Genomic DNA, 26,681 nt, shown 5'->3' with positions numbered 1-26,681 from the left:
CCCATGGAAGGAGAAGGATACAGCGTCCAGGCAACCGATGTCAATGGACAGGCGACTGCGGCGAGGATGATATCGCCCAGCGAAAGCGGAGTCTTCGATTTGACAACCGGACAAAAAGTGAACGGCGAGTCGACGGAATATCCGCAGTTTTTGATTTCGGCCGAAGCTGGCGGAACGCTTTATGTCATGAATTTTGACGGAGAAAGACAGACCTACCAGCTTCAGTCCGCGGATGAAAGCGGTGCGCTGACCATGCTGCATGAAAATCTGTCCGATATCACGGGAAATGCGGCACTGGCGGTCCGTGCAGACGGCACCAGCTATTTCGCCGATGTGCGCGGCGTGCACCGGCTGGCGCAGGGCGGAAGCAAACTGGAAACGATTTTGGAAGCGGGGGCCTTTACACTGGCCCTTCCGGGAAGAACCATTCACACGCTGCTGGTGCTGGACGACGGGTCTTTTGCAGTGACAATGAGCGATATGGAAGGCAGCAATTATCAAAGCCGGATCTACCGGTACTATGAAGACGACTCGCTGCCGGCGCCCAGCGAGGACAATACCCTGAATGTCTGGAGTTTGTATAACAGCGATACGGCGCGGGCGGCTGCTGTCCAGTTCGGAACAGAGAATCCTTCTCTGAATGTTCAATATACGTATGCGCTGGAAGACGGAGATACAGCGGGTGTGGAGGACGTGCTTCGCCAGCTGAACACGGAACTGCTGGCCGGGAACGGCCCGGACGTCCTGATTCTGGACGGGGTGGACGATTATGCATCCTATATCCAGAAGGGGGCCTTTGCCAACCTTTCCGGCGCAATTGATGAAACGGCGCTTGTGCCATCGGTCGGTCAGGCTTTTCTGCAGGATGGAGAAGTCTGTGTATTCCCGGCGCGGTTCCAGGTCCCGGTCCTCTTTGGGGATGCGGGTTCCGTGGAGAAGCTGACCAGTCTGGACGCACTTCGAAGCGGGGTCCACCAGTGGGCACCGCGTCCGGATGTCACCGTTGAGGATGAAAGCTATTACACACCGCTGGACGATGCCCATGCGTATGCTTTTTCGTTCCTGGATTTGGAAAAGTTAGTGGACTTTGCACTCCAGACCAGCATGAATGCGATTTTGACCGACGAGGGAATCGATGGGGATGCTTTGTATCAGGTGCTGGATCTGATCGCAGACATAGGAGGGTATTACGGGATGGACGAATATTCGGAAAATCCCACGGAAAACAGCACGGCAGGCGGCAGCGGGGAAGATGTGGTCATCGCATCCGACGAGCTGCAGGAATATACCAATTCGGACCGGGCACGGTTTGGTCGAACGCTGATGAGCACGCCTCTTGTCATCCCGTCCAACGGCGGACGATACATCGGCGGCATCCTCAGCGGCACTTTTGAGCAGAGTGAATTTAATGTGGTGCTGCAGCCCGGCCTGTGCGAAGGGGCGTTCATTCCCAGCTGCATGGTGGCGGTAAATGCGGGCAGCGCGCAGCAGCAACCGGCACTGGAATATGTGCGCACGCTTTTGAGCGAGAAAATTCAGTCCACTCTCTATGAAGATGAGGGAATGCCGGTAAATCAGGCCGCGCTGGATGCCAGCCTTTTCCGTGCACAGCAGGCCAATGGCTGGGAACGGTATCAGGGCGATTTTGGAGAATTGCTGGCCGGTTTGAAAACACCGGTTCGGATCAATACAACGGTAAAGCAGTACATTCTGGAATACGCCAAAGATCTTTGCGCCGGAACCCTGTCTGTGGAAGACGCTGTGGCGGAACTGACGAATGAATTATCGCTGTATTTGGCAGAGCGCCAGTAAGCAATTGCATTTAAAAAGAGCGGGGACCGAAAGGTCTCCGCTCTTTTTAAATGCATAAAAATCAGTCGTCTTTGGGCAGTGACTGCATATATTCATCCATTGCCTGTGCTACCTGTTTGGAGTGAGCCACAGCCTCCACCACTGTGCGCGCACCGTTGACCACATCGCCGGATGCAAAAATGCCGGGACGGGTGGTATGACCGCTTTCATCTGCTTCGATCAGGCCCCGGGCGTTGGTGTCAATGCCTTTGGTGCTGTTCACGATACGGTTCAAAGGACCCTGGCTGATGGAGATAATCACACTGTCAGCCGGATAAAGCTGCTCGGAACCGGGCACGATTTCCCGGGTACCATCTTCCTTTTTTACCACATCGGCAAAAATGACACCCTCGTCCCGAATTTCCACAGGTGCTTTGTTGTAAACGAATTCAACGCCTTCCAAAACGGCGTATTCAAATTCGTGCTTGGAAGCAGCTACGCCTTCGTCGCGGGAAAAGCACTGCAAAAAGCGCACACCTTTGCGCATGGCGGTGCGTGCCACATCCATGGCTGCGTTTCCTGCGCCGATCACAATGACCCGCTCGCCCAGGTGATAGCTGTCCGGGTTGTTCAGATAGTTGATTCCGAAATGGACATGGCCGAGCGTCTCCCCCTTGATATGGAGCGTATTCGGCTGCCAGACACCGGTGCCGATAAAAATGGCTTTGTATCCGTCGCGGAACAAGTCGTCGATGCCGATGGCCCCGCCGATGACGGTATTGGGACGCACCTTGATGCCCTTCAAGCGGAGATGGCGGTATTCAAAATCATCCAGAACGCTTTTGGGCAGACGAAACTCGGGAATGCCATAGCGCAGGACTCCGCCGATTTTGTCCTTGCTTTCAAAGATGGTGACCTGATATCCCTTTCGAGCCAGAATCACGGCAATGGTCAACCCGGCAGGGCCGGAGCCGATGATGGCTACCCGAATACCGTTGGACGGCGCAGGCCCTTTCACCATTTTGCTGGAATAAGTGCTGGAAATATAATTTTCGATGGTTGAAAAATGAACGGGGGCTCCCTTTTTGCCCAGAACACAATGCCCTTCGCACTGCTTTTCGTGGTTGCATACCAGACTGCACACGGTGGTGAGGGGATTGTTTTCAAACAGTTTCCAGCCGGCCTCGTCCAGATGTCCGCTCAATAAGAGCTGGATCACTTCCGGAATGGCGGTATGAATGGGGCATCCCTTTTGACATTGGGGCACCTTGCAATTGAGGCAGCGCTGGGCCTCGTCCAAAACATGTTGTGCCATGACTGGCGCTCCTTTCCCTGAAAACGCCGCCAAGGGATTGACAAACGTTTCACAATATGGACTTTTCGCTCATTCACATTGTACTATAAACTCCGGCAGGGGACAAGAGTGGATTTTATGGCAAAGCAGGAAGAATCAGCGTGAAAGTAGCGCCGCCGCCCGGTGTGTCGCTGCAGAGCAGGCGCCCATGGTGAAGCACGGCCAGTTCGTGCGCAACAGAAAGACCGAGCCCGAAGTGTCCGGTGGGCGCGCGGCTCTGGTCCAGCCGGGCAAAGCGTTCAAAAATTTTTTCTTTTTCCGTATCCGGAACACCGGGACCGTGGTCTGTGACCGAAAGGTGCACTTCACTTTTGCACACCTTTCCGGAGAGCAAAAGTTCGGTTCCAGGCGGTGCGTAGGATGTGGCATTATCCAGCAGACAGGTGAGAATTTGACACAGCCGCTGACGATCTCCCAGCACACGGGGCAGCGGCTGTTCGGGAAGCTGCATACTCAGACGAAAGCCCCGTTGCCGGGCAAGCGTGCGAAATGCTTCGAAGGTATCGATCAGCAGGGCATCGGTATCCAGTTCGTTGGGGTCCCAGCGGTAGCGCATGGCATCCGCGTTGGCCAGGACCAGAAGGTCTTCCACAAGGCGGGCAAGTCTTCCGTTTTCGGCGCCGGCTGCCAGCTGACAGCGGCGGGCCTGTTCGCTGCCGGGTGGACAGCTCTCCAGAGCCTGAAGATTGGCTGCCACTGCAGCGACGGGGCTTCGCAGTTCGTGTCCGGCGGCGGCGACGAATTCGGCCTGCCGCTGCATGGCCTGGCGCACAGGGCGAACGGCGATGGAAGCAACAAAACGGCTGCAACCCCAAAGCCCCAACAGGCAAAGGGACAGCAAAAGCAAATCGTTTCGGGCGGTTTGAGCGATGCGGGCATTTTTCGGCGCGAGGGATTGCAAAAGCATCACTTCACAGGGGCCGTTGCGCAGGGACAGCTGCACAAAATAACCCCGGTAAGAATCGCCGGCCGATCCCTGCAGGGAGAACAGTCCGTCTTCGTCCACGTTGTGGCAGGCGTCCTGTGCCAGAGCAAACAGCTCCTCACGGCTGCTGGCGGGGGAATAACTTCCCGGGAAAAAGATTGGGCGGCCATTGTCCCGGATGGAAATGAGAAGCTGGTTATCCGCTTCCATCTGTGCCAGCCAGTGGTCGGGAAGAGAGGATTCGGTCGTAAGACGTTGAACCAGCGCGTTGCATTGGCTGAAAAAATAGGTGCGGTCTGCGCTGTCGATTTGGCGGCAGGCCAGAATGAAACTGACAAGCAGGCCGGCAGTCAGCACAATGCCGGTCATGACGGTGAGAATGGCGGTCAAGCGCCGCCGAAGTTGCGTGATCATTGCGGTTCACCTGCGTCTTCCAGACGGTATCCCACACCGCGCACCGTCACCAGCCGGACGCGCTGTGTAACGGCCTTCAGCCGCCGGCGGATGTAGTAGGCGTAGCTGTCCAGACAGGCGTCTTCCACGTCGGCATCGGCACCCCAAAGGCGTGCGAACAGGGCACGGCGGGAAATCGGCTGTCCGTTTTGGCGCAGCAGCGCTTCCAGAAGTTCGCCCTCTTTGCGGGCAAGCGTGCACTTTCCAAGTGCGCCGTGCAGCATCAGCCCGGCGGGGTAATACACCAGATCCGCAAACCGGAGTTCCTGCGCAAGCGCACCGCGCCGGCGCCCCAATGCGCGGACTCTGGCGCAGAGCTCGCGTGTGTCGAAAGGTTTGGAAAGATAGTCGTCCGCACCGGCATCCAGTCCGTCGACGCGTGCCCGGACGTCGTCCAGCGCCGTCACCAGAAGAACCGGTGTATCATCTTTTTGCTGGCGCATTTCCCGCACAAGCTGTATTCCGTCGCAGCCGGGCAGCATGCGGTCCAGCAGAATCGCGTCATAGCCGCCTTCCGCCAAATAGAAGCGGGCTTCATCGCCGCGATGAACAGTGTCGACTGACCAGCCTTCGTTGCGCAGGGCCAGTGCAGTGGCTTCACAAAGTGCCTTGTTGTCTTCCACGAGTAAGATACGCATAGGGAGTCCGCCTTTATCATGAAACTGATTTTTTATCATAGCACAGAATACCTCAAGAAAACCTCAACGCTCCGGGTGGGGCATGCAGTATTTCTGCGCAAATTCTTCGGCGGGAAGCGGCTTGTCGTAATAGTACCCCTGGACAAGATCGCAATGCAAAGCGCGGATGAACTCCAGCTGACGGGAAGTTTCCACTCCCTCCATTACCGTGGTCATATGCAGGTCCTGGGCCAGACAAATTACGTGTTTCAAAATCTGATCCCGCTTTTCTTCGTCTGCACGGTCCAGGGTGGAAAGAAAGACACGGTCCAGCTTCAATTCGTCGATGGGAAGATCTTTGAGCGTATTCAAAGAGGAATACCCGCTTCCGAAATCGTCCATGGCGACCGAGAGACCGCGGCGACGCACCTCCAGCAGAACAGTGCGCATCCGATCGGGATCGGTCATGGCAGAGCGCTCGGTCACTTCCAGAACCAGCAGGCGAGGGGGAATCTGCCATTTTTCCAAAATTGCACACAGACGGTCCATATAATGATCTTCGTACAGCATCTGCCGGCACTGATTGATGGAGACGGGCACGACAGGATAACCGGCTTCCAACCATTGGTGCAGCGCCCGGCAGACCTGCTCCACCATATAAAAATCCAGTTCCACGCAAAAACCGTTGCGCTCGAAAATCGGAATGAATTGGTCCGGGAAAAAGCGGACCTTACCGTTTTGCATCCAGCGGACCAGCGCTTCTGCGCCGTCGATACGACCGGTCTGAGGATCGATCTTTGGCTGCAGGAACAGTGAAAATTGCTGTTCGGCCAGTGCCTGCTCCATATTTCCCTCAATCTCGGCCCGCAGGATTTCCGGTTCGTAAATGTGCGGGTCAAAAAAGAGAATCTCGTCCTGAAGCTGTCCCTGGGAGGTTTCCGCCGTCATGGCGGCTTCCGTGATCGCGCGTTCCAGATCGGTCTGCTCTCTGGTTACAAAACGGACCCCAACGGAGCAGGCAATCTGGAAGTTCTGGCGCTCTGAAACGCGGAACAAGCGGATTTGCTTCAAAACGGGTTCCAGCAGAGCCTGCACGCCTTCAGGGGTATCTGCGTCCAGCAGGAGAAGAAACCGTTCCCTTCTTCCCATACAATACATGCTGTGCGGACGAAGATGATCATCAAACGCACCTTTGATGTGGCACAGAAGATCGTTGAACCGTTCCAGTCCGTAAAGGTTTTTCAAGGAAGCGGTGTTGTTGACCTCCAGCACGGCCAAAGCCTGCGGCCGGTCTGTCAGACGCTGCGGAAGCTCTGCTAAAAAGCGCACACGGTTGTATGCGCCGGTCACAGAATCAAAATAGGCAAGCCGGTACATGGTCCGGTTGTTCTGCCGCACAATGCGATAAATATAGAAGGAGAGCACAAGCAGCGCAGCGAAAATGGCCAGGAAAGTGATGCGCTGAAAGCTGAACCAGTGGCTGATATCACTGACCAGCTCTGCCTGTGGAACTGCGCAGAGAACATGCCAGTCATGAATATTCAGCGGCAAAATGGAGATCTGGTAACAGACCCCGTTGTAATCCAGAGTAAAAGAAACGGCTTGTTCGGCGCTGAGCGCATCGGCCAGAAGCTGACGGGACTCGCTGGTCACGCCTTCCCGCTCCAAAAGGCTGCACGCGCGCTGCGCGTCAGATTCGGTTTGGTCATATACCACAAAGCGGCCTTCGCTGTTCATGACGTACACATGGACGGCGGAATCGTTCATAAGGCGGGTGTCCAGCAGTGAAAGAAGGTCTTCGGTTCGGTTGCTGCCGGTCAGGACCCCGATGACAACTCCATCCTGGGTGCCTGTGTCGTAAATCGGCACCGCATACCGGTTGACATAGCACTGAAAATCCTCATCCCAGAAAGAAGCCGAGACCGTCGCGGTTCCGCTCATGGCCGCCTGAATGTTGACATCTCCCGTCAGGTCCTGCGCAAGCTCACGATTGCCGTCCAACTGAACAAAATTTCCGGAGTAGGACAGGTCAACAACGCCCATGCGCAGAAATTCGTTTTGCGAGTTTACGACGTCCAGACGGGCGAGAAAAGACGAATCGTGCAGAAGCGCCTGCGAATCGATGTGACCGTTGGACTCATAGCCGATGGAAGAAGCAAGTGCGATCAGTGTCTGCAAATTTCCGTCAATCTCGCTGGTCAGAGCATTGCAGGCAGACTCCGCGGTCACTTCCAGAGAGCGGGAAGCCTCTTCCTGCTGTACTTTGTTTCCGTTGGATGAAAAGACGACCAGAGAGAGGCAAAGACTGATGCAGACAAGAGAAATCAGCAGAAACGCGCCTGTCCGCTGCTGTCTGTTTCGTTGATTCAAACCGGATTCCTCCCATGCAAAAGTTTGAGGGTGCCCTTTTCAGTATAAACCAAATTCTTTTTTGAAGAAAGAATTTTTAGGTGGTTTTGAGGTTGGTTGTGCTAAACTCTCATCATACCCGAAAGGAGCCGATGAAAAATGACATGGAAAAGACGGCTGGCCGCGCTTACGCTGGCGGTTACAATGCTGTTTACGGCCTGCGGCGCGCAGCAGGAGACTCAAACGCAGGCCCAAGGACGTTTTGTGGAAACACAGATCACGCCGCCGGACGAACCGCTTTCTGCGTACGCGGAACTATTGAAAACGCCGGACGGCATCGTGATCATCGATTGGCTGCAGCCGACTCCCGTGCGCTGGGACTCCAGCGACTTGGGAGAGACCTGGCGCAAGAGTGAACTGTCCTGGTATGACGCGCAAAGCATGGATACATTGAAAATCGCTGCGCTGTGGGATGGAAGCCTGCTGGCTGTGAAAAGCACGATCACCGCATCGGATGATGCGTTTGCCTGGCGCATCCAGACAGACGGTACGGTTACGCCGCTGGCACTGGAAGCACTGAAAGCGGAAACGGTGGATGGCAAAAGCGTTTCAACGTCAAGCATACAGCCCATCGGAACAGACCGTTTCGCGGTTTTTGGAAGCCGGTTCACCATGCAGAACGGCGTTTACAGTTCCGACCGAAATACCGGCCTTTTTCTATATGACGCAAAAGGAACTCTGATTCGTGAAATCACTTGTCAGTCCGCGATGATGACATCCAACAAAACCCATTTGTTCTGCATGGACGACAACGGTGTTTGCACGGTTTACGATGAGGATGGCAACATTGTCTCCTCGCTGGGCGGCACCTATGAAAACCTGCTGGAGACAGAAATCGGCGCATTTCTGGCAGATGAGAACGACACATTGTATCTGTGTTCCGGTCAGGGCGTGAAGCGGCTGAACCCGGGCGGAAGTTTGCAGGAATTGGTGATGAACGGTGAAAAGTACTCCTACGGGATGCCCACCAGCTATTTTGCCGGCGGTATTCTGATGGATGAAAATTGCCTGGTGTTCGCTGTGCAGGAAAACAGCGAGCATTTGAGTGTGTATCGGTATGACTGGGATGCGCAGGCGCCGACTGTGAGCGGAAAAACGCTGCGCGTTTGGTCGTTGGACGATTCGGACCTGCTGCGCGTTGCCGTAAACCGGATGCGCATCGCTTATCCGGATGTGGATGTCCAGCTGGAAATCGCCCGTGCAGACCAGACATCCGGAACGCTGGAAGACATTGTGCGTACATTGAATACACAAATCGCGGCAGGAAGCGGCCCGGATGTGCTGATTCTGGACAAGCTTTCGGCTCAGAGCTTTGCGGAAAACGGACTGTTGGCGGATTTGACCGAGGTTGTGGATGCAGATGCGCTTTATCCTGCATTTCTTCAGCCGTTCCAGACGGAAAAAGGAATCTTTTTGCTGCCGGCACAGTTCCGTGTGGAACTGCTGGCAGGCAGTGCCGAAGAGGTATCGGCGGTTGATTCGCTTCAGAGTCTGTCCGACCTGGTGGCGCAGGGGCCCGGCATGACGCTCAGCGACAGCAACGCAGAGGAAACAATTCCGCCGGAGCAGCGGCCGGTGCTCTATTATACAGACTTTGACAACTTGTTCAACGTCTATTGGAATGTGTGTGCTCCTGCGCTGATTACAGAGGATGGCGTGGAGCAGGGCGCACTGAAAGACTTTTTGGAACAGATTCGAACGATCGCCAATCACTACGGGCTGGAGAGCGCGGACGGCTGGGAAAAATCAGAATACGCGATCGGTTTCGGAAACAATCAGATGATGTTTGTTCTGCCCAGCTCGGTCTCCAACTATAAAGTGGATCGGACCAGGATGGCGGCAGATGAATTTGAAAATCTGTCACTTCTGGAACTTCTGGCGCGCGACAGCAGCACGGGGGATCTCTCGTCGGACCGCGCGTCCAAGCTGCTGCCCGGATTTTGCGAGGGCGCCTGGACACCGCAGCTCCTGACCGGCATCAGTGCGGGCGCCCAAGAGCCGGAACTGGCGCAGGCATTTGTTGCACTGCTGTTCAGTGAACAGGTACAGAGGCAGGAAGTTCCCGGCGGAATGCCCACAACAAAGGCCGGAATTGCAGCACAGCAGAGTGCCGCGCGGGCTCAGTATGAACAGAACGGCCTGTCCGGAGAAATGTATCCGATTGACGATTTGATCGGGCAGTTGAAAACGCCGGTGATGACCGGGGAGAACGAACGGATGCTGGTGCGCGATGCCGCATTGGAATACGCACAGGGAAAACAGAGTTTGGAACAAACGGTCCAGCGCGTCACACAGGGCCTGCAGCTGATGCTGGAGGAGCGAAGCTGATTCAAGACTTTTTTAAGAAAGAGCCGGTACAATGATCGTTGCAGAGAGGGGGGCGGTACGGTGCGCTGGAAAAAAGAAAAAGGCAAAAAGGGCGAGGCCGCTGCCGCCGCCCTTTTTCTTGCACCGAGCCTGGCAGGTCTGACGGTTTTTCTGTTTGTGCCTTTCGCGCAGACTGTTTACCGCAGCTTTACCGATGCGCTGGGCCAAGACAGTGTGGGATGGTCCAACTACCGTTCCGTGCTGAAAAACAGCGCTTTTTTGCTGGCGGCTTCCAACACTGCAAAATTTTTAGCTGTCTGTGTGCCCTGCCTTTTGGCAGTCAGCCTGTTTTTGGCGCTGTGTGTGCGCGCGCTGCGCCCGGGCGGAAAATATCTTAAAACAACGTTTTTGCTGCCAATGGCGCTTCCCGTGGCCAGCATTGTGGTTTTATGGAAAGCGCTGTTTTCGCAAAACGGAATTCTGAATGGCCTTTTAGCGGCAGCAGGCGCAGAGCCGGTAGATTTTATGGGCACCGATGCGGCGTTTTGGGTCCTGATTCTGACTTATCTTTGGAAAAACAGTGGTTATGACATGATCCTTTGGCTGGCGGGACTGGACGGGATCCCGGACAGCTTGTATGAAGCCGCTCAGGTGGATGGCGCGGGAAAGGGGCAGATGTTTGTCCGCATCACATTGCCCCAGCTTCTTCCCACACTGGGGTTGGTGGCTGTTTTGAGCCTTTTGAACATGTTCAAAGTGTTCCGGGAAGCGTACCTGGTAGCAGGCAGTTATCCGCATGAAAGCATTTATCTTTTGCAGCATTTGTTCAATAACTGGTTCCTTGCCATGGACCTGGGACGTTTGTCCGCTGCGGCGATTTTGGTGGCGCTGGCGCTGCTGGTCATTGTATTGCCGTTGCAATCCGTTTTGCGGGGAGAGGATGGCGCATGAAACGAAACCGTGTTTATCTTGCCGTGCTGCTGTGCCTGCCTGCGCTGGCAGTTTGGGGCGTTTTGTGGTTTATGGGTACAGGTGCCCTGATGGGCCCCAGAGAAGTGACCGATTGCCTTGGGCCGGCCTTCAACAGTGGCGCCCAGTCGTTTGCACAGTGGCCGCTCCTTCCGGACGCGCCTACCCTGGAACCGCTGGTGCGGCTCTTGCTGGACTCACCCGAGTTTTTTGTGCTGTTTTGGAACACCTGTTTCCAGGTATTTGCGCAGCTGGCAGGCCAGCTGCTGGTTGGCGCACCGGCCGCCTGGGCATTTTCAAGGCTGCGCTTTCCTGGCCGTCGTTTTTTGTTTGGTGTGTATATTGTTTTGATGCTGCTTCCGTTTCAGGTGACGATGGTGCCGCACTATCTGGTGCTGGATTGGCTGGGACTGATCGATACACCATGGTCGATTATCTGGCCAGGCGTGTTTTCTACTTTTCCGGTGTTTATTATGGCCAAAGGATTTGACGCAGTTCCGCGCAGCATGCTGGAAGCTGCAGCGCTGGACGGCGCCGGGTATGGGCGGACATTTTTTTACATAGGACTTCCGCTTGGAATGCCGGGTATCCTGTCCGCGCTGGTTTTGGGTTTTCTGGAAGGTTGGAACGCTGTGGAGCAGCCGATGACTTTTTTGAAAAATCCTTCCAACTGGCCGCTGTCCCTGTATCTTCCGCAAGTGGCGGAAAGCGAGCTGAGTCTGGCCATGGTTTCCGGTCTGATTGCGCTGACGCCGGCGGTGCTGATTTTTCTGTTCGGCCAGAAATACCTGGAACTTGGAATTCAGGCGAGCGGCCTCAAGGAGTGAAAAAGATGAAAAAAAGATGGAAGCAACTGCGTGAAAAATACTGGCCGGTTCGCATTTATGATCAGGGGCAAAAAAAGGCGTTCGGAAATTTGCTTCGCTTTTTTGCACTGATGTTGGTACTGACGCTGGTGGCTCGCGGAACGGCCAATGCCGCGGTCCCGCAGGTACAGACGTCAGCACCCGGAAAGGGGACGATCACACAGGAAGTCACCGTACAGGGAATGATCTCAGCGGCAGGTTCCTGCGTTGTGGAATGCCCGCAGGGACTGACCGTTCAAACCCTGCTTTGCAAGGAAGGGCAGGCAGTAGAGGAAGGACAGGCTTTGGTGCAGTTTGATTTGGATGAGGTTGCCTTGGCGCTGGATCGTGCAAAAGCCGAATTGCAGAAACTGCAGACGCAGGTTTCACAGTTGGAGCAGGGAGAAGAATTGGATGATTCTGCTGTGGCCAATGCACAGCAGCAGCTGAACTGGGCCTATGAGGATCAGGAAAAGGCGAGACAGACACTGGAAGCGCTGCAGGCGGCGCAAGAGCCGGACGAACAAGCCATCGAGCAGGCGCGGCAAGCCTACGAAAGCGCCGTGCGTGCTTCACAGACCGCGGAAAATGCCCGAAACAGCGCGCTGGAAGACTATGAAAAACAAAAACAGCAAAACGAAAAAAACGCCCTCACCAATCAGGCGGACGCGGCGGTGCTGAGAGTGGATATCGAGGAAAAGCAAACCGAGATTTACGCGCTGGAACAGCTGGCTGAAACGAACGGCCAAATCACGGCACCACTTGCAGGCACGCTGACAGCCTGGAAACTGACAGAAGGAACCACGTCGGGAACACAGGCCTGCACGCTGGCGGACGCAGCACAGGGGTATGAACTGGAATTTACCCTCAGTGAAATAGATGCCGAACATGCGCAGCTTGGCGCACAGGTGCAAGTTGTGCAGAAAAATCAGACGCAGACCGCAGCCGTCACCGCCGTGGGTGCACCTCGGGAAGACGGCTCACTGACCTTGACGGCCCGGTTGGAAGGCGGCGATTGGAAACAGGGGGCCGCCACGGGAACGATGACGCTTTCGCGGACAGATTACGATTTGTGCGTCCCGGCAGGCGCGGTTCATTCGGACAACCGGGGCACCTTTGTCTATGTGCTGGAGGAGAGAGAAACGGTGCTTGGAACGCAGAACGTACTTCTGCGCGTCCCGGTGGAAGTGCTGGAGAACGGTCGTACACAGACGGCGATTTCCAGCGCGATTCTGACCGCGTTTGATCAGGTGGTGGCATCCAGCACAAAACCATTGTCCGAGGGTGCAAGAGTGCGGGTGGATGCCTCATGAAAAAGAAAAAGTTTCTCGCCGCTGTGCTTTGCGCGCTGCTTCTGGCTGTGAGCTTCTCTGCGGCGGAACAAATAAAAAGTTGCTATCCGGCTCTGGGCCTGCGATGGAAAGAACCTTTGAGCCAGACGCAGGCAGAGGCTTTGCGCACTGCGGCCGGAGAGCAGGAGGATGCCCCGTTGTATCCCACTTTCTGGCGTGAAGAACAGGGGCAGGCACACACGGAACTGCACCAGGCGGATGAGGTGACAGCGATCCGCTTTAACGGAGAAGGGTCACTGTGTTATCCGGCCCGTTTTATATCCGGTGGTTACCCCGGCAGCGAAGACGCGTCGGGATGTGCGATCTCCACAGCGCTGGCCTGGCAGCTGTTCGGTTCCAACGATGTTGTGGGACAGTCTCTGGAGTGGGAGGGCATCAGTCTGACGGTGCGGGGCGTTTTTGAAGAAAATGAGCGGGTGCTTTTGCGAGGTTGTTCGCTGGCGGATACGTTTTCCGCTGTAGAGCTAAGCGGTTCTTTTGAGGACGACCGGAAAGCACAGGCACAGGAGCTGATCCGACAGGCCGGCCTCCCTTTGCCGGACAGTATGGTGTACGGGCAAAGCATGGGAACAGCAGCAACCGGTTTGTGCTTTCTTCCGCTGCTGCTTGCCGGAGTGCTTTTGATATCGGAATGCGTGCGCCGGATGCGGAATTTGCCGCCTGTACACAGGCAGGTGCTTTTGTTCGGGATTGGAACTGGTCTGGCGTTGTGCCTGCCTTTTCTGATGGAACAGTTGCCGGGATGGATGATTCCGGCGCAGTGGAGTGATTTTTCTTTCTGGCCGCAGCTGGGGGAGACGCTGCTTGCGTGCCTGAACGAGTGGTTTGCCGTTTTTCCTTGCCGAAAGGATGTTCTGGCCAAACAGGCGCTGACCATTTTGGCTGTCTGCAGCGCCGCAGCCAGCATGCTCACGGTGGAATTATACAATAGGACCCGCGCCTGAAAGACGCGGGTCCTGTTTATTGATTCAGGGGCCGGAACGTACCATTTCTTCCCGTCGGCGCAAAATCAGGCCGATGTTGCGGCGAAACACAAATAGAGAAACAGCGGGGCTGATCAGGTCGGAAATCGGCTCTGCGAAGAAGATGTACTGCGGTGCCAAAAACAGCGGCAAAATGAACAAAGCTGCAAAATAGACCAGCTTTCGGAAAAAGGAGAGGGGAAGGGAAAGACGCACCTGACCGATGGCGGTCAACGAGTCAACAAGTTCGTACTGCAAACCCAGAGGAAGAATGGCCAGCGTGCAGATTTTGATGGAACGGTAAGACAGCTCTGCCAGGGACGGATCCTGGGTGAACAGGCGTACGAACAAGGGGCCCGCAAGGCGCGCAAGCACAAACAGAACGCCGGTATAGCCCACGCACATCCAGGCGATGCGCCGCACCGCCTGACGAACGCGCTGGGTATTGCAGGCGCCGTAGTTGAACCCAAGAATGGTTTGTGTTCCGCCGCTGATTCCGCCCAGCGGCATGGTTACCACCAGCATGAAGCTTTGCACAATGGTTGCGGTGGTCACCAGCATGTCGCCCTGTTCCGCTCCGCCGTAATGCTGCAGCACCGCGTTCATGGCAATGATCATTACGTTGTCGATGGCGATGATGATAAACGGCGTAAAGCCAACTTTTAAAACCTGGCGCATAATGGAAAAGCGATATCCGCCGAACCGGATGCGCACGGGAACTCTTTTGGAAAAAAGAAAGGCCAGCACAAAAATGCAACTGCCCAGCTGCGACAGCACGGTGGCCAGGGCGCCGCCCTGCACGCCCATGTTCAAACCAAAGATAAACAGGGGGTCCAGCGCAATGTTCAGAACAGCGCCCAGCATGACGCTGATCATTCCGATTTTGGCAAAGCCCTGACAGATAATGAACTGGTTCATGCCGGTGGAGAGAAGCGCGAACGGCGTTCCCAGAAGATATGTTGTAAAATAGGCGATGGCATAGGGATAGGTCGTTTGACTTGCGCCGAACATCATCAGCATCTGCCCTCGAAAGGGAAAAATTACCGCCACAAGCACAGCGGACAGTACACAAAGCATGAGAAAGCAGTTGGCAAGAATTCTTTCCGCGTAGCGCATGTTCTTTTCCCCCATGCTGATGCTCATGAGGGGAGAGCCGCCGATGCCGACCAGAAAGGCCACGCTGCCCACCAGCGTTACAACAGGACCGCACACCCCGACGCCTGCCAGCGCAATGTCTCCCACCTTCGGAATATTGCCGATGTAAATGCGGTCTACAATGCTGTACAGCACGCTTACAAACTGAGCCAGCATACTGGGAATCGCGATGCGCCAGACAAGACGGCCGATATCGTCCCGCCCCAGATCGTTTTCCATTTTCAAGATAACTTCTGCTCCCTTCCCGGAAAACGCCCCGTGACAGGTGCACGGGGCGCTCAACAAATGTTCCATCCGGGATTATACAATGAAGCCTATGCCTTGGCAAGTCCGCTCAGGCAAAAATGTTTCGCATTCCGGCCCGCTCGGTGCGCGTGGTGATCACATCGGTGTCCAGCGAAATCAGCTTTCGCTGTTCCAGATGTTCCAGCAGGACGGAACCGGAGAAGGTGTACTTCTTATCTGCTCCGCCCGGCCGGAATGTCTGCTGGTTGACCCAGGTGATGGCTTCTCCGGTGGCCAGCGAGCGGGGCAGCGTGAGCAGATTTTCTCCTCTGCACATGCGGACGGCGTTGAACCCGGCAAGAACACCGGTCACCACTGCTTCCGTATGTCCCACCAGCGGTCCGGCTTTTTCACCGGCACAAAGCAGATTTTCGGTTCCGCGCACGCGCAGTGCATCGTCGCGCGGGGCCATGGCGGTAAAACGCACCGAATTCCCTTTGCCGCCCGCATAGGGATCTTCGTATCGCGCAAAGGCAAAGCCGGGAATCTGGTGAAGTTTTTCCAGCGGAAAGAACGGTGTCATCATCTTGGCGTGGCCGGTATCCAGCAAAACAATGTTTTCCATGTATGCGGCATGTGCATACTGCTGGCACGCTTTCTGGTTCAAATGATCTTCGCGCAGCTCCGGCGGGATGGGAACAAGGGCCACGCCGTCTTGTTCCAACTGCTTTTGCAGCGACTCGGAAAGAGATCCTTTCATCAGTTTGCAGGACCCGCTGAACGCCCCGGCGCTGTCGCCGCGGTGAGCGCGGTATTCCGCTACGCCGGCCAGAGCCGATAAACTGAGGCGCCCGCCGAAGGCCGGGCAGCGCAGAACGCACATGGCACAGCCGTTTCCGTATTTGGTGCAATTGACCGTGGGCCCTGCCGTGCCCGTGGCATCGATGAAAGCATCTGCGGCGTAGCGCTGTCCGGCAGGGGTTTTTACAGCCAGGATCCGCGCTCCGGACAAAATCGCACTGACGATTCTGGCCTGAAAATGCAGTTCCACACCGGCGTTTTTCAGCAGAGAATAAACCGCCGCAGGCACTTTGGCAATATCGTAGAGGCTGGCGTGCATTTGTCCCGGAAAACAGACATTGCGGTGCCGGGCGTTTTCGTCCATCAGGCGAAACAGCTCGCCGCCGCCCATGGCAAGCATCTCTTCAGCGGCGGTATAGCGGCCGTTGTTGCGGAAAATGCCGCCGGCCAGTCCGGTGCCCAGCAGCATATCGGTGCGCTCGAACAGACTGACGTGTGCGCCGGCTTTGGCCGCCTGATACGCGGCCGCACATCCGGCCCATCCACCGCCTACAACAATGATATCCATGCGTGATTCAGCTCCTTTTGTGTTATTGTATGCAGGCAAAGGGCCGGTCTTGCGTGAATACAAAAAATCAAAAGTGTATTTACACAACCACGGCACATCCTGTATGATAGAAGAACAAAACAAAGGAGAGTGCGAATGTTCAACGAGATACTGGGAAAAGTCAATGACTTTATGTACACCTATGTGCTGATTTTTCTGCTGGTGGGGGCAGGCGTTTATTTTACGGTGCGCACCGGATTTGTGCAGCTGCGCCGCATTGCCGATGTGCCGGCCATTCTAAAAGAAAAGGCGCAGGGGGAAAACGGGCAAAAACGGGTTTCTTCTTTTCAGGCCCTGATGATCTCCACCGCTTCCCGCGTGGGCACGGGCAACATTGCGGGCATTGCCACGGCGCTCGCTGCGGGCGGTCCGGGCGCCGTATTTTGGATGTGGCTGATGGCAGTGATCGGCGGAGCTTCTGCGTTTGTGGAGTCCACTCTGGCGCAGATTTATAAGGTGCGCGACGGTGCGTCTTACCGGGGCGGCCCCTCTTACTACATTGAACAGGCCCTGCACAGCCGCAAGTGGGGCATTGTGTTTTCGCTGGCGTTGATCGCCTGCTTTGCCTATGGCTTCAACGGGCTGCAGTCCTACAACATTTCATCTGCGCTACCCTATTATATTCCGGATTATTCTCAAACCATCTGGCCGGTGGTCGTGGGCGCAGTGCTGGCGGTTTTAACGGCGCTGGTGATTTTCGGCGGCGTTCACCGCATTGGCTTCATCACCTCCGTCATCGTGCCGGTGATGGCTTTTGGATACATTGGCATGGGACTGTACATGGCAGTGCGCAATTACAGCCAGCTGCCCGCCGTGTTTGCGCTGATTTTTCAGCGTGCATTTGACGTACAGGCTATTGCGGGCGGCTTTGCGGGCAGCGCCGTGGTACTGGGTATCAAGCGCGGGTTGTTTTCCAACGAAGCCGGCATGGGTTCTGCGCCCAATGCATCTGCATCGGCGCATGTGTCGCACCCGGTCAAGCAGGGGCTGGTGCAGGTTTTGAGCGTCTTTATCGACACGCTGGTCATTTGTTCCACCACGGCCATCACACTGCTTGTTTCCGGTGTGGAGGGGCAGGCCGGTGTCATGGACGGAATTCCCTTTGTGCAGGCGGCTGTCAAAACGGGAATGGGAGAATGGGGCATTCATTTCATCACAGTGGCCATTTTCTTTTTCGCTTTTTCCAGCCTGGTGGGAAATTATTATTATGCGGAATCGAACATTCGCTTTATCCGTGACTCCAAAGTCTTGCTGAACGTATTTCGGTGCACCTGCCTTGTGGCCATCTTCCTGGGGGCTCAGGCGGATTTTTCCACGGTTTGGAACCTGGCGGATATCCTGATGGGCTGCATGGCCATTATCAACATTGTGGCAATCCTTCTTCTGGGGCCCATCGCATTTCGTGCGCTGCAGAATTATGAAAAGCAGCGTGCAAGCGGGGAAGACCCGGTGTTTTATGCCGAGGATATCGGCGTGGAAAACGCGGACTGCTGGCATCGTCCGTGAGACCAGAAAAAGAAAAGCGCGCGGCCTTAAAAAGGCCGCGCGCTTTTTGTTATTCTTTTGCGATACGTGCCACCAGCCCGGAGAGTGCCAGCAGCGCAATCAGGTTCGGAATTACCATCAGCCCGTTGAACAAATCGGAAAGGTTCCACACCAGATCAACTTTCAAAGCGGAACCCACCACGACGAAGCCGACCACAATGATGCTGTAGATGCGGACGGCCTTTTCGCCAAACAGAGCTTTTACGTTGACCTCGCCGAAGAAATACCAGCCGATGATGGTGGAAAAAGCAAAGAACAGCATGCAGATCGCAATGAAAGTATTGCCGAAGGAGCCGAAGGCCTGATTGAAAGCCAGCTGGGCCAGCGCGGTTCCTTCCTCTCCACTGGCCAGCGCACCGGAGGACAAAATGACCAGAGCCGTCAGCGTCAGAATGACAAAGGTATCGATGAACACACCCATCATGGCAATCACGCCCTGGTCCTGCGGGCGCTCAACTTTGGCAAGAGCGTGGGCATGGGGCGTGGAACCCATACCGGCCTCGTTGGAAAACAGACCGCGGGCCACACCGAAGCGCATCGCCGTTTTCACCGTCACACCAGCCACGCCGCCCGCCATGGCCTGCGGCTGAAAAGCCAGCACAAAAATCTGCTGGAAGCAGTTGAGCAGGGTAGAGCGGTTGATGAACAGGATGATCAGGCAGCCAACAATGTAAAAAACAGCCATAACAGGAACCAGCTTTTCCGTGACGGAGGCGATTCGCTTTACGCCGCCGATGAAAATGAATGCGGAGACGGCGGCAACAAAGAAGCCGACAACCAGAGCCGGAATATGAAAGGCATTGGAAAAAGCGGCGCCAATGGAGTTGGATTGTACCATATTGCCCATAAAGCCGAGGGCCAGAATGATGGCGACGGAGAAGAAGCCTGCGAGAAAAGCACCAAACCGCCCTTTAAATGCGGCGCGGATGTAGTAAATAGGGCCGCCCGTGACATGTCCGTTTACCGTGGTGCGGAACTTCTGAGCGAGAACGGCCTCGCCGTAGATGGTCGCCATGCCGAAAAAGGCGCTGACCCACATCCAGAAGATGGCGCCCGGCCCGCCGGAAGCCAGAGCGGTTGCGCAGCCGGTGATATTGCCGGTGCCCACCTGCGCGGCGATGGCGGTGGTAAGGGCCTGGAAGGAGCTCATGCCTTCGTGATCCGCTTTTTTTCCGTTCAGATTAAACCCGCCGAACAGGCGGCGCATTCCCTCGCCGAATTTGCGAACCTGGATCAGTTTCAGCCGCAATGTGAAATAGATGCCGGTTCCGCACAGAAGAAAAAGAAGAATGTTGTTCCAGAAAAAGTCGCTGACAGCCTTTACCGCTAGAGTGAATTGTTCCATGTCTCATGTTCCTCCTCGTGTTTTCGCAGCAGAAAAACAAAAAGAGCCAAACCCGCTGGGGGGTTCGGCTCCGGAAACAGCAAACAGCCATAGGCTGTCGCGCCTGCATCCACTCTGTCCTTTTGCCTGAGAGATTAGCACCTTTTTAAGCGCCTTGCACCTTCGGCACCCGTTTCGGGTTTCTCCAGAGCCGCATCCGTCCATAGTCCACGCGCACACTGTGCGCACCTGAAAGTTTTACTTCTTCGGTAAGCTTACGCTTTTTCCTACGAACTTCGTTTGTCCTGTTGCAGTTGTGACAGCTTATAAAGTAACATGTGCGCGTATGAAAGTCAAGTGTGTTTGACGTGCGACGGTTGATTTCGGGAAAATGCCGGGAAAGATACGGAAAAGTGGTACGGTTTTAGATAATTGCGCAAGAACGGGCGAAGTCGGGCACAAAGGCGTTGAGTGCCCGCCGGTCCCGTGATAATATGAAGAAGAAACAAAGGAAACTTTTTCGATGTGCGAATAATGAGGCACAAATCGGGACACATTTTTGTCAGTGGTGTTTTGGAATGCCTCCGAGAGGTGGAAAAATGGTTTATACAGTGACGTTTAACCCCGCCATTGACTATGTGGTTCGGGTAGATGATTTCGAAACGGGAAAACTGAATCGCACTCGGCAGGAGCTGATCCAGATCGGCGGAAAAGGCATCAATGTCTCCGTCCTGCTCAGCCGCCTCGGCGTGGAGACCACCGCACTGGGATTTGTAGCGGGCTTCACCGGACAGGAGATCGAGCGGACATTGGAACAGGAGTGTGTGCGAACGGATTTTGTTCACCTGAAACAAGGCTTCACACGAATCAATGTAAAGTTGAAGGGCGGGCAGGAAACGGAAATCAACGGACGAGGCCCCCAGGTGGACGAAGCTTCTCTTGAGGCGCTGCACGAAAAATTGCAGCAGATTCGAGAAGGAGATTACCTTGTGTTGGCGGGAAGTGTGCCGGCGGATATGCCCAAACAGCTTTACAGCCACATTTTAGAGAAACTCTCCAGCTGCGGTGCCGGGTTTGTAGTGGATGCGGAAGGTGAGTTGCTGACGGGGATCCTGCAGTACCGGCCGTTTCTTATCAAGCCCAATCATTTGGAGCTGGGAGCAATTTTTCACAAAGAGCTTCACGGCGAAGAAGAGATCGAGGCCTGTGCGGCGCAGCTGCAAAAGCAGGGCGCCCGCAATGTGCTGGTTTCCATGGGCGGTGCCGGGGCGATTTTGCTGGACGAGACCGGCCGCTTCCACCGGGCACAGGCGCCGGACGGAACAGTGAAAAATTCCGTGGGCGCAGGGGATTCCATGGTCGCCGGCTTCCTGGCCGGGTGGCTGCGCTTCGGAGATTATGAGCGCGCTTTGCGGATGGGAATCGCCGCAGGCAGCGCCACCGCATTTTCATATGGTCTGGCCGAGCGGGAAGAAGTAATGGCTCTGTTGGAAACATTCTGACATGAGGAAAGGAGCAGCCATGAGAATCGTAGACCTTTTGGACGCGCACCGCATTGCACTGGGCGCGCGGGCAAAAGACAAATCTTCTGTGATTGATTTGCTGGTGAATCTGCAGGAACAAAGCGGAGTGCTTTCAGATGTTCAGGCGTATAAACAGGCTGTCTGGGACCGCGAGGCACAGTCGAGCACGGGAATCGAGGCCGGCATTGCCGTACCGCACGCAAAATCCGATTCGGTTTTGCGCCCAAGTCTGGCGGCAGCGGTGCTGCAGCAGGGCGTGGATTACGGAGCGATGGACGGTCAGCCTTCCGACCTGTTCTTTTTGATTGCCGCACCGGCGGACGGAGAGCTTCATCTGGAAATTCTGTCCCGCCTGATGCAGCTGTTGATGGACCCGTCCTTTACGCAGGCCTTGCGGAATGCGGACAGCGCGCAGGACTTTTTGCAAATCATCGACCGTTTCGAACGCAAGAACTTTGAAGAACCCGAGGAATCCGCGTCCCCGGAACAGCCGGAAGAATCGTATCGAGTTTTGGCGGTCACGGCATGTCCTACGGGCATCGCGCATACCTATATGGCAGCGCAGGCGCTTGAGAAGGCCGCTCAGCAGCTGGACATTTCGCTGAAGGTGGAAACCAACGGAAGCGGCGGTGCCAAAAATATCCTTACAGAGGACGAGATCCGATCGGCGGAAGGAATCATTGTAGCCGCGGACAAACAGGTGGAAACGGAACGGTTTTCAGGCAAACCCGTATTGTTTGTGCCGGTGGCCGAGGGCATCCACCGGCCGGAGAAACTGATCCGCCAGATTTTGGACAAAGAAGTTCCTGTGTACCATCATGCGGAGCGCTCTTCCGAAGTGGCGGTCGTGGATAGAGCGGGCCCGCAGGAATCCTGGACGCGCATGCTGTACAAACATCTGATGAATGGCGTTTCGCACATGCTGCCCTTTGTCATTGGCGGCGGAATTTTGATCGCTTTAGCCTTTCTGGTGGATGTATACGACCCGCAGAACCCCGCCGGCTTCGGCTCCAATACACCATTGGCTGCCTTTTTGAAAACAGTGGGCGGAATGGCGTTTCAGTTCATGCTGCCGGTGCTGTCCGGCTATATTGCCATGAGCATCGCAGACCGTCCGGGTTTGGCAGTGGGGGTTGTGGGCGGTGCGCTGGCCGCGGCGGGAATATCCTTCACGACCATCGCCTCGGGTGTGGCACCGGTATCGGCAGGCTTTCTGGGGGCGCTTCTGGCGGGATTTGCCGGCGGATATTTTATGCGCGCCCTTCGATGGCTGTGCGACCGACTGCCGGACAGTCTGGAAGGAATCAAACCGATTTTGCTGTATCCCGTGCTCGGAATTTTGATTATAGGGGCTTTTATGTGTCTGGTCAATCCGCTGCTGGGCGCGCTGAATCATGGCCTGGTGGCGTTTCTCAACTCTCTGGGCGGCGTCAGCAAGGTGTTCCTGGGAGCAATTTTGGCGGGTATGATGAGTATTGACATGGGCGGCCCGTTCAATAAAGCCGCCTATGTCACCGGTACAGGCGCGCTTGCAACCGCTGCCGCTGCGGGGGTTGCAAGCGGAGCCATTGAGTATCAGATGATGGCAGCAGTGATGGCGGGCGGAATGGTCCCGCCGCTGGCCATTGCGCTTTGCACAACGTTGTTTCCCAAAAAATTCACTTCGGATGAACGGCGGTCCGGCGCGGTGAATTATATCATGGGCTTGTGCTTTATCACAGAAGGAGCGATTCCTTTTGCGGCGTCTGACCCTCTGCGGGTCATTCCTTCCTGCGTTGCGGGAAGCGCACTGGCAGGCGCGCTGTCCATGTGGTTCGGGTGCAGCCTGATGGCGCCCCACGGCGGTATTTTTGTTTTGGGTATTATGAACGGTAAACTGTTGTATCTGCTGGCGCTGGCAGCGGGTGCGGCTTTGGCAATGCTTTTGCTGGCGGCCTTGAAAAAAGACATCGGAAAGAGATAAAATAGAGGAGAACAATCCCCTGAGAATAAAAGGAGGATGAACGTATGGTATCCGCAAATGTGAAAGTTACAAACCCCATGGGACTGCATATGCGTCCCGCCCAATTGTTTGTTCGGGAGATGACGCCTTTTGCAAGTGAGGTTACGATCGTGCATAAGGACAGAACCATCAATGCGAAAAGCATTATGAATCTGATGGCTTCCGGCATCAAACAGGGCAGCGAGATTGAGATCCGCTGTGAAGGACAGGATGAGCAGGCTGCGTTGGAAAAGGCGGTCGCTTTGATCGAGTCCGGCCTGGGTGAATAAAAAAGGGGACGATGCAATGATTTTGAACGGGATCGGCGCATCGGATGGCCTTGGTCTGGGCAATGCGGTGTGCATCCGTGAGAGTGTTTTGGATTATACCGGCGTGATTTATGCCGGGGCTGAAGCGGAAAAAGCGCGCCTGCTGGCGGCCGTCGATGCGTTTTGCCGTGATACTGAACGCATGACGCAGAAGATGAGCGGTCAGGTGGGGCAGCATGAAGCAGAGATCCTCAGCGGGCACATCGCCATGCTGGCGGACCCGTTCCTGCGTGCGCAGCTGGAAGAAAAAGTGGAGCAGGGCAGTGTGGCGGAACAGGCCGTGGATGAAGTGTGCGCTTTTTACGAAGAGCTGTTTTCACAGGCGGATGATGAACTGGTGCGCCAGCGTGCGGCCGATGTGCGGGATATCCGGAACCGCTTGCTGGGTCTGCTGCTGCATGTGAAGCCAATCGATCTGTCTGCACTGACACCGCACAGTGTGCTTGTGGCGCCGGATCTCACTCCGTCCATGACGGTGGGGCTGCGCGCCGAAAACGTGGCGGCCATTGTGACCCAGTCCGGCGGTCGCACAAGCCACTCGGCAATATTGGCGCGGGCACTGGGCATTCCCGCCGTACTCGGCGTGCCCAATTTGATGAATGCTCTTTCGGACGGCGACAGGGTCCTTGTGAACGGCGGAACCGGCGAGGTAATTCTGAATCCGGATGCGGCGCAGGCAGAAGCTTATCGCATCTGGAATGAAGCGTCGATCCGTGAACGGCAGAGCCTGCAGGCGTATCGCACACGCCCCACGGAAAATGCCGACGGACGGAGGGTGAGCCTGTACGCAAACATTGGTTCGACGGCGCAGCTGGACGAGGTGAGTTCCGTCGGCGCCGAAGGCATCGGCTTGTTTCGAACGGAATTTTTGTTTATGGAGCGCTCAGACGCGCCCGGCGAAGAAGAGCAGTATCAGGCTTACCGGGCGGTGGCCGGGGCTATGCCCGAACGTGATGTGCTGATTCGCACGCTGGATATCGGCGGCGATAAGGATGTTCCGTATCTGTCGGTGGGGAAAGAGGAAAATCCTTTTTTGGGCTATCGCGCCATCCGCTACTGTCTGGATCGGCCCGACTTCTTTTCCACACAGCTGAAAGCGTTGCTCCGGGCCGGTGCGGAGTATCAGAATGTGAAAATCATGCTCCCGCTGATTACCAGCGTAGAGGAGATTCGTGCTGCCCGTGCGCTGCTGGAAAAGTGCAAGGCAGAGCTGCAGGAAAAAGGGCAGGTTTTTGACCGGAATATCTCCCTCGGTGTGATGATCGAAACGCCGGCGGCGGTGCAGCTTGCCGATCAGCTGGCGAAAGAGGCCGACTTCTTCAGCATCGGAACAAACGATTTGACCCAGTATACACTTGCGGTGGACCGGGGCAATGCCAAAGTGGAGCAGATGTACGATCCGCTGCATCCGGCTGTCCTGCGCTCCGTTCGCCAGGTGATTTCCGCGGCTCGCAAAGCGCAGATCCCTGTGGGAATGTGCGGCGAGGCTGCCGCGGACCCCAAAATGATTCCGCTGCTTTTGGCGTGGGGCCTGGACGAGTTCAGCGTCAGCGCTCCGTCGGTTTTGACTGTGCGAAAATGGATTTCGCAGTGGAGTGACCGGCAGGCTGGGGAACTGGCGCAGCGGGTGATGGAACTTGTCACGACGGAGGAGATTCATCGGGAAATTGAAAAAATGTTTTAAAAAGGAGAGGACCTTGGTCCTCTCCTTTTTCGCTTGTGCGGTGAACAGCAATTTGTTAAAATAGAACAGATGACCCCATGCGGAGGAGGAAACAGTATGGAGAGGGATCTCACGGTCGGCAGCGAGAAAAAAGCCATGCTTTTGTTCGCGGCACCGCTGATTTTGGGGAATATCTTCCAGCAGCTTTACAATGTGGTCGACACCTGGGTAGTGGGCCGCTATGTTTCGGCTGACGCATTGGCGGCGGTGGGAACCTCTTTTTCTCTTCTCACTTTTTTGAACTCAATCCTCATCGGGCTGTGCATGGGGGTGGGGGTTGCCTTTTCCATGTATTTTGGTTCCCGCGAGAGCCGGAGGCTTCGTCAGAGTATTTTCCTTTCGGGTATTTCCATCGGAGTGGTGGCGGTGCTTATGGAAGGGCTCCTGTTCCTGACGGAAGAGGAGATTGTGCGGCTGATGCGGGTGGACCCGGTGATTTTTGATATGACGCTTTCCTATCTGCACATTGTGTTTATGGGAATCGTGCCGGTTTTCATTTACAACTTTTTTGCGGCGCTTACCCGCAGCATGGGCAATTCGCGGGCTCCGGTTTTGTTTATTGCGGTTTCTGCCGTCATCAATATCGGGCTGGATCTGTGGTTCGTAGCCGGCCTTGGAATGGGCGTGGATGGCGCGGCATGGGCAACGCTGATCGCGCAGGTCGTCAGTGCGGTCGGCATGGCGGTGTATACGATTTGGCGTACGCCGGAGATGCGCCTTCATCGGGAAGACTGCTGCTGGGACGGAGCACTGTGGTGCAAACTGGCCAATTATGCGTCTTTTACCGCGCTGCAGCAGTCTGTGATGAATTTTGGCATTTTAATGATCCAGGGCCTGGTCAACAGCTTTGGCGTGGCGGTTACGGCCGCTTTTGCCGCGGCGGTCAAGATCGACGCGTTTGCCTATATGCCGGTGCAGGATTTCGGAAATGCCTTTTCCACTTTCATTGCGCAGAACTATGGGGCCCGTCAGGAAGAGAGAATTCGGCGGGGCATCCGTTTTTCAGTGGCGGCGGCATGCGTGTTCAGTCTGGCGGTATCGGTGTTGGTGTTTGGCTTTGCTCCCTGGCTGATGCGCATCTTTTTTGACGCCGGGCAAACGGAAATCCTGGCAATCGGTGTGCAGTATCTGCGCATCGAAGGGGCTTGCTATGTGGGAATCGGGTTGCTGTTTTTGCTGTACGGCCTCTATCGCGGGGTGGGTTGGCCGTCGATGTCTCTGGTGCTGACGGTGATTTCTCTGGGCACCCGCGTGGCGGTTTCCTATTTGCTGGCCCCTGCCATGGGATATACCATCATCTGGTGGAGCATCCCTCTTGGCTGGCTGCTGGCTGACGTGGCAGGGTTTGGCGTATGGGCTGTGCGCAAACCTTTGGAACAGAAAAAATAGAGAAAAGGCCGCGGCTTTGCTGCGGCCTTTTTGTGACGGTTTTGTCACGCACCGGAGAAGAAAATACAGTAAAATGAAAGCAGAAAAGGGGCGAA

At 55.7% G+C, this 26,681-nt stretch carries 19 protein-coding genes and 1 riboswitch; of the genes, 12 read left to right on the top strand and 7 right to left on the bottom strand.

Annotation, left to right across the window (positions count from 1 at the left end):
• Positions 1-3 precede the first annotated feature (3 nt).
• Entirely contained in the window at positions 4-1,812 is a 1,809-nt protein-coding gene (locus ACKTS9_RS03520; RefSeq protein WP_407878960.1) for a hypothetical protein, read from the top strand.
• Positions 1,813-1,873: 61 nt separating this feature from the next.
• Here ACKTS9_RS03520 and ACKTS9_RS03515 read toward each other — a convergent pair whose 3' ends face one another.
• The 4 genes from ACKTS9_RS03515 to ACKTS9_RS03500 all read right to left on the bottom strand — a co-directional run bounded on the left by ACKTS9_RS03515 (position 1,874) and on the right by ACKTS9_RS03500 (position 7,510).
• A complete protein-coding gene (locus ACKTS9_RS03515) occupies positions 1,874-3,106 on the bottom strand; it encodes an NAD(P)-dependent oxidoreductase (protein ID WP_349216740.1) in 1,233 nt (410 codons plus the stop codon).
• A gap of 115 nt (positions 3,107-3,221) precedes the next feature.
• Positions 3,222-4,484: a sensor histidine kinase gene (locus tag ACKTS9_RS03510; RefSeq protein WP_349216739.1), complete on the bottom strand. Its 1,263-nt coding sequence runs from the start codon at positions 4,482-4,484 to the stop codon at positions 3,222-3,224.
• Entirely contained in the window at positions 4,481-5,161 is a 681-nt protein-coding gene (locus tag ACKTS9_RS03505; RefSeq protein WP_349216738.1) for a response regulator transcription factor, read from the bottom strand. The genes ACKTS9_RS03510 and ACKTS9_RS03505 overlap by 4 nt, the downstream gene beginning before the upstream one ends.
• Positions 5,162-5,224: 63 nt before the next feature.
• Positions 5,225-7,510, bottom strand: coding sequence for a putative bifunctional diguanylate cyclase/phosphodiesterase (locus tag ACKTS9_RS03500; protein WP_349216737.1), 2,286 nt, complete (start codon positions 7,508-7,510; stop codon positions 5,225-5,227).
• 138 nt (positions 7,511-7,648) lie between these two features.
• On the opposite strand from ACKTS9_RS03500, the gene ACKTS9_RS03495 reads away from it, so the two are divergent.
• The 5 genes from ACKTS9_RS03495 to ACKTS9_RS03475 are packed head-to-tail and all read left to right on the top strand — an operon-like array spanning position 7,649 to position 13,966.
• Positions 7,649-9,877 carry an extracellular solute-binding protein gene (locus ACKTS9_RS03495; protein ID WP_407878955.1) on the top strand — a complete coding sequence of 743 codons (2,229 nt, stop codon included), beginning with the start codon at positions 7,649-7,651 and terminating at the stop codon, positions 9,875-9,877.
• A 60-nt stretch (positions 9,878-9,937) separates the two neighbouring features.
• Positions 9,938-10,807 carry a carbohydrate ABC transporter permease gene (locus tag ACKTS9_RS03490; protein ID WP_407878953.1) on the top strand — a complete coding sequence of 290 codons (870 nt, stop codon included), beginning with the start codon at positions 9,938-9,940 and terminating at the stop codon, positions 10,805-10,807.
• Entirely contained in the window at positions 10,804-11,652 is an 849-nt protein-coding gene (locus tag ACKTS9_RS03485; RefSeq protein WP_407878951.1) for a carbohydrate ABC transporter permease, read from the top strand. The genes ACKTS9_RS03490 and ACKTS9_RS03485 overlap by 4 nt, the downstream gene beginning before the upstream one ends.
• Before the next feature lie 5 nt (positions 11,653-11,657).
• The gene (locus ACKTS9_RS03480; RefSeq protein ID WP_407878949.1) at positions 11,658-12,983 is read left to right on the top strand and encodes an efflux RND transporter periplasmic adaptor subunit; all 1,326 of its coding nucleotides are present in this window, start codon (positions 11,658-11,660) and stop codon (positions 12,981-12,983) included.
• A complete protein-coding gene (locus ACKTS9_RS03475) occupies positions 12,980-13,966 on the top strand; it encodes an ABC transporter permease (protein WP_407878947.1) in 987 nt (328 codons plus the stop codon). The genes ACKTS9_RS03480 and ACKTS9_RS03475 overlap by 4 nt, the downstream gene beginning before the upstream one ends.
• Positions 13,967-13,990: 24 nt before the next feature.
• Here the strand turns inward: ACKTS9_RS03475 and ACKTS9_RS03470 are convergent, their stop codons facing one another.
• On the bottom strand, positions 13,991-15,358 hold the full coding sequence (locus tag ACKTS9_RS03470) for an MATE family efflux transporter (protein ID WP_349216782.1): 1,368 nt from the start codon (positions 15,356-15,358) through the stop codon (positions 13,991-13,993).
• A 115-nt stretch (positions 15,359-15,473) separates the two neighbouring features.
• A complete protein-coding gene (locus tag ACKTS9_RS03465; protein WP_349216731.1) occupies positions 15,474-16,733 on the bottom strand; it encodes an FAD-dependent oxidoreductase in 1,260 nt (419 codons plus the stop codon).
• A 135-nt stretch (positions 16,734-16,868) separates the two neighbouring features.
• Here ACKTS9_RS03465 and ACKTS9_RS03460 point away from each other — a divergent pair, with 135 nt between their 5' ends.
• Positions 16,869-18,278, top strand: a complete 1,410-nt coding sequence (locus ACKTS9_RS03460) for an alanine/glycine:cation symporter family protein (RefSeq protein WP_349216730.1) — start codon at positions 16,869-16,871, stop codon at positions 18,276-18,278.
• A gap of 49 nt (positions 18,279-18,327) precedes the next feature.
• Here ACKTS9_RS03460 and ACKTS9_RS03455 read toward each other — a convergent pair whose 3' ends face one another.
• Positions 18,328-19,662, bottom strand: coding sequence for an alanine/glycine:cation symporter family protein (locus ACKTS9_RS03455; RefSeq protein WP_349215053.1), 1,335 nt, complete (start codon positions 19,660-19,662; stop codon positions 18,328-18,330).
• Between the two features lie 104 nt (positions 19,663-19,766).
• Positions 19,767-19,860: riboswitch (glycine riboswitch) on the bottom strand.
• Between the two features lie 380 nt (positions 19,861-20,240).
• Between ACKTS9_RS03455 and pfkB the strand changes: the two genes are divergently transcribed.
• The 5 genes from pfkB to ACKTS9_RS03430 all read left to right on the top strand — a co-directional run bounded on the left by pfkB (position 20,241) and on the right by ACKTS9_RS03430 (position 26,586).
• Positions 20,241-21,143, top strand: coding sequence for a 1-phosphofructokinase (pfkB, locus tag ACKTS9_RS03450; protein WP_349215052.1), 903 nt, complete (start codon positions 20,241-20,243; stop codon positions 21,141-21,143).
• A 19-nt stretch (positions 21,144-21,162) separates the two neighbouring features.
• Entirely contained in the window at positions 21,163-23,127 is a 1,965-nt protein-coding gene (locus ACKTS9_RS03445) for a fructose-specific PTS transporter subunit EIIC (protein ID WP_349215051.1), read from the top strand.
• A 44-nt stretch (positions 23,128-23,171) separates the two neighbouring features.
• A complete protein-coding gene (locus ACKTS9_RS03440; RefSeq protein ID WP_349215050.1) occupies positions 23,172-23,435 on the top strand; it encodes an HPr family phosphocarrier protein in 264 nt (87 codons plus the stop codon).
• A gap of 16 nt (positions 23,436-23,451) precedes the next feature.
• Entirely contained in the window at positions 23,452-25,158 is a 1,707-nt protein-coding gene (gene ptsP, locus ACKTS9_RS03435) for a phosphoenolpyruvate--protein phosphotransferase (protein ID WP_407878933.1), read from the top strand.
• A 96-nt stretch (positions 25,159-25,254) separates the two neighbouring features.
• A complete protein-coding gene (locus ACKTS9_RS03430; RefSeq protein WP_349215048.1) occupies positions 25,255-26,586 on the top strand; it encodes an MATE family efflux transporter in 1,332 nt (443 codons plus the stop codon).
• The last annotated feature ends 95 nt before the right edge of the window (positions 26,587-26,681 follow it).

The sequence above is a fragment of the Owariibacterium komagatae genome, assembly GCF_045865535.1.
Lineage (GTDB): Bacteria > Bacillota > Clostridia > Oscillospirales > Ruminococcaceae > Ruthenibacterium > Ruthenibacterium komagatae.
The sequence above is the reverse complement of the archived record's forward strand: the minus strand, read 5'-3'. Positions and strand labels throughout refer to the sequence as shown.

Coding starts and splice junctions, on each gene's coding strand:
- ACKTS9_RS03520 (WP_407878960.1), top strand. CDS start 4: ATGGAAGGAGAAGGATACAGCGTCCAGGCAACCGATGTCAATGGACAG.
- ACKTS9_RS03515 (WP_349216740.1), bottom strand. CDS start 3,106: ATGGCACAACATGTTTTGGACGAGGCCCAGCGCTGCCTCAATTGCAAG.
- ACKTS9_RS03510 (WP_349216739.1), bottom strand. CDS start 4,484: ATGATCACGCAACTTCGGCGGCGCTTGACCGCCATTCTCACCGTCATG.
- ACKTS9_RS03505 (WP_349216738.1), bottom strand. CDS start 5,161: ATGCGTATCTTACTCGTGGAAGACAACAAGGCACTTTGTGAAGCCACT.
- ACKTS9_RS03495 (WP_407878955.1), top strand. CDS start 7,649: ATGACATGGAAAAGACGGCTGGCCGCGCTTACGCTGGCGGTTACAATG.
- ACKTS9_RS03485 (WP_407878951.1), top strand. CDS start 10,804: ATGAAACGAAACCGTGTTTATCTTGCCGTGCTGCTGTGCCTGCCTGCG.
- ACKTS9_RS03480 (WP_407878949.1), top strand. CDS start 11,658: ATGAAAAAAAGATGGAAGCAACTGCGTGAAAAATACTGGCCGGTTCGC.
- ACKTS9_RS03475 (WP_407878947.1), top strand. CDS start 12,980: ATGAAAAAGAAAAAGTTTCTCGCCGCTGTGCTTTGCGCGCTGCTTCTG.
- ACKTS9_RS03470 (WP_349216782.1), bottom strand. CDS start 15,358: ATGGAAAACGATCTGGGGCGGGACGATATCGGCCGTCTTGTCTGGCGC.
- ACKTS9_RS03465 (WP_349216731.1), bottom strand. CDS start 16,733: ATGGATATCATTGTTGTAGGCGGTGGATGGGCCGGATGTGCGGCCGCG.
- ACKTS9_RS03460 (WP_349216730.1), top strand. CDS start 16,869: ATGTTCAACGAGATACTGGGAAAAGTCAATGACTTTATGTACACCTAT.
- ACKTS9_RS03455 (WP_349215053.1), bottom strand. CDS start 19,662: ATGGAACAATTCACTCTAGCGGTAAAGGCTGTCAGCGACTTTTTCTGG.
- pfkB (WP_349215052.1), top strand. CDS start 20,241: ATGGTTTATACAGTGACGTTTAACCCCGCCATTGACTATGTGGTTCGG.
- ACKTS9_RS03445 (WP_349215051.1), top strand. CDS start 21,163: ATGAGAATCGTAGACCTTTTGGACGCGCACCGCATTGCACTGGGCGCG.
- ACKTS9_RS03440 (WP_349215050.1), top strand. CDS start 23,172: ATGGTATCCGCAAATGTGAAAGTTACAAACCCCATGGGACTGCATATG.
- ptsP (WP_407878933.1), top strand. CDS start 23,452: ATGATTTTGAACGGGATCGGCGCATCGGATGGCCTTGGTCTGGGCAAT.
- ACKTS9_RS03430 (WP_349215048.1), top strand. CDS start 25,255: ATGGAGAGGGATCTCACGGTCGGCAGCGAGAAAAAAGCCATGCTTTTG.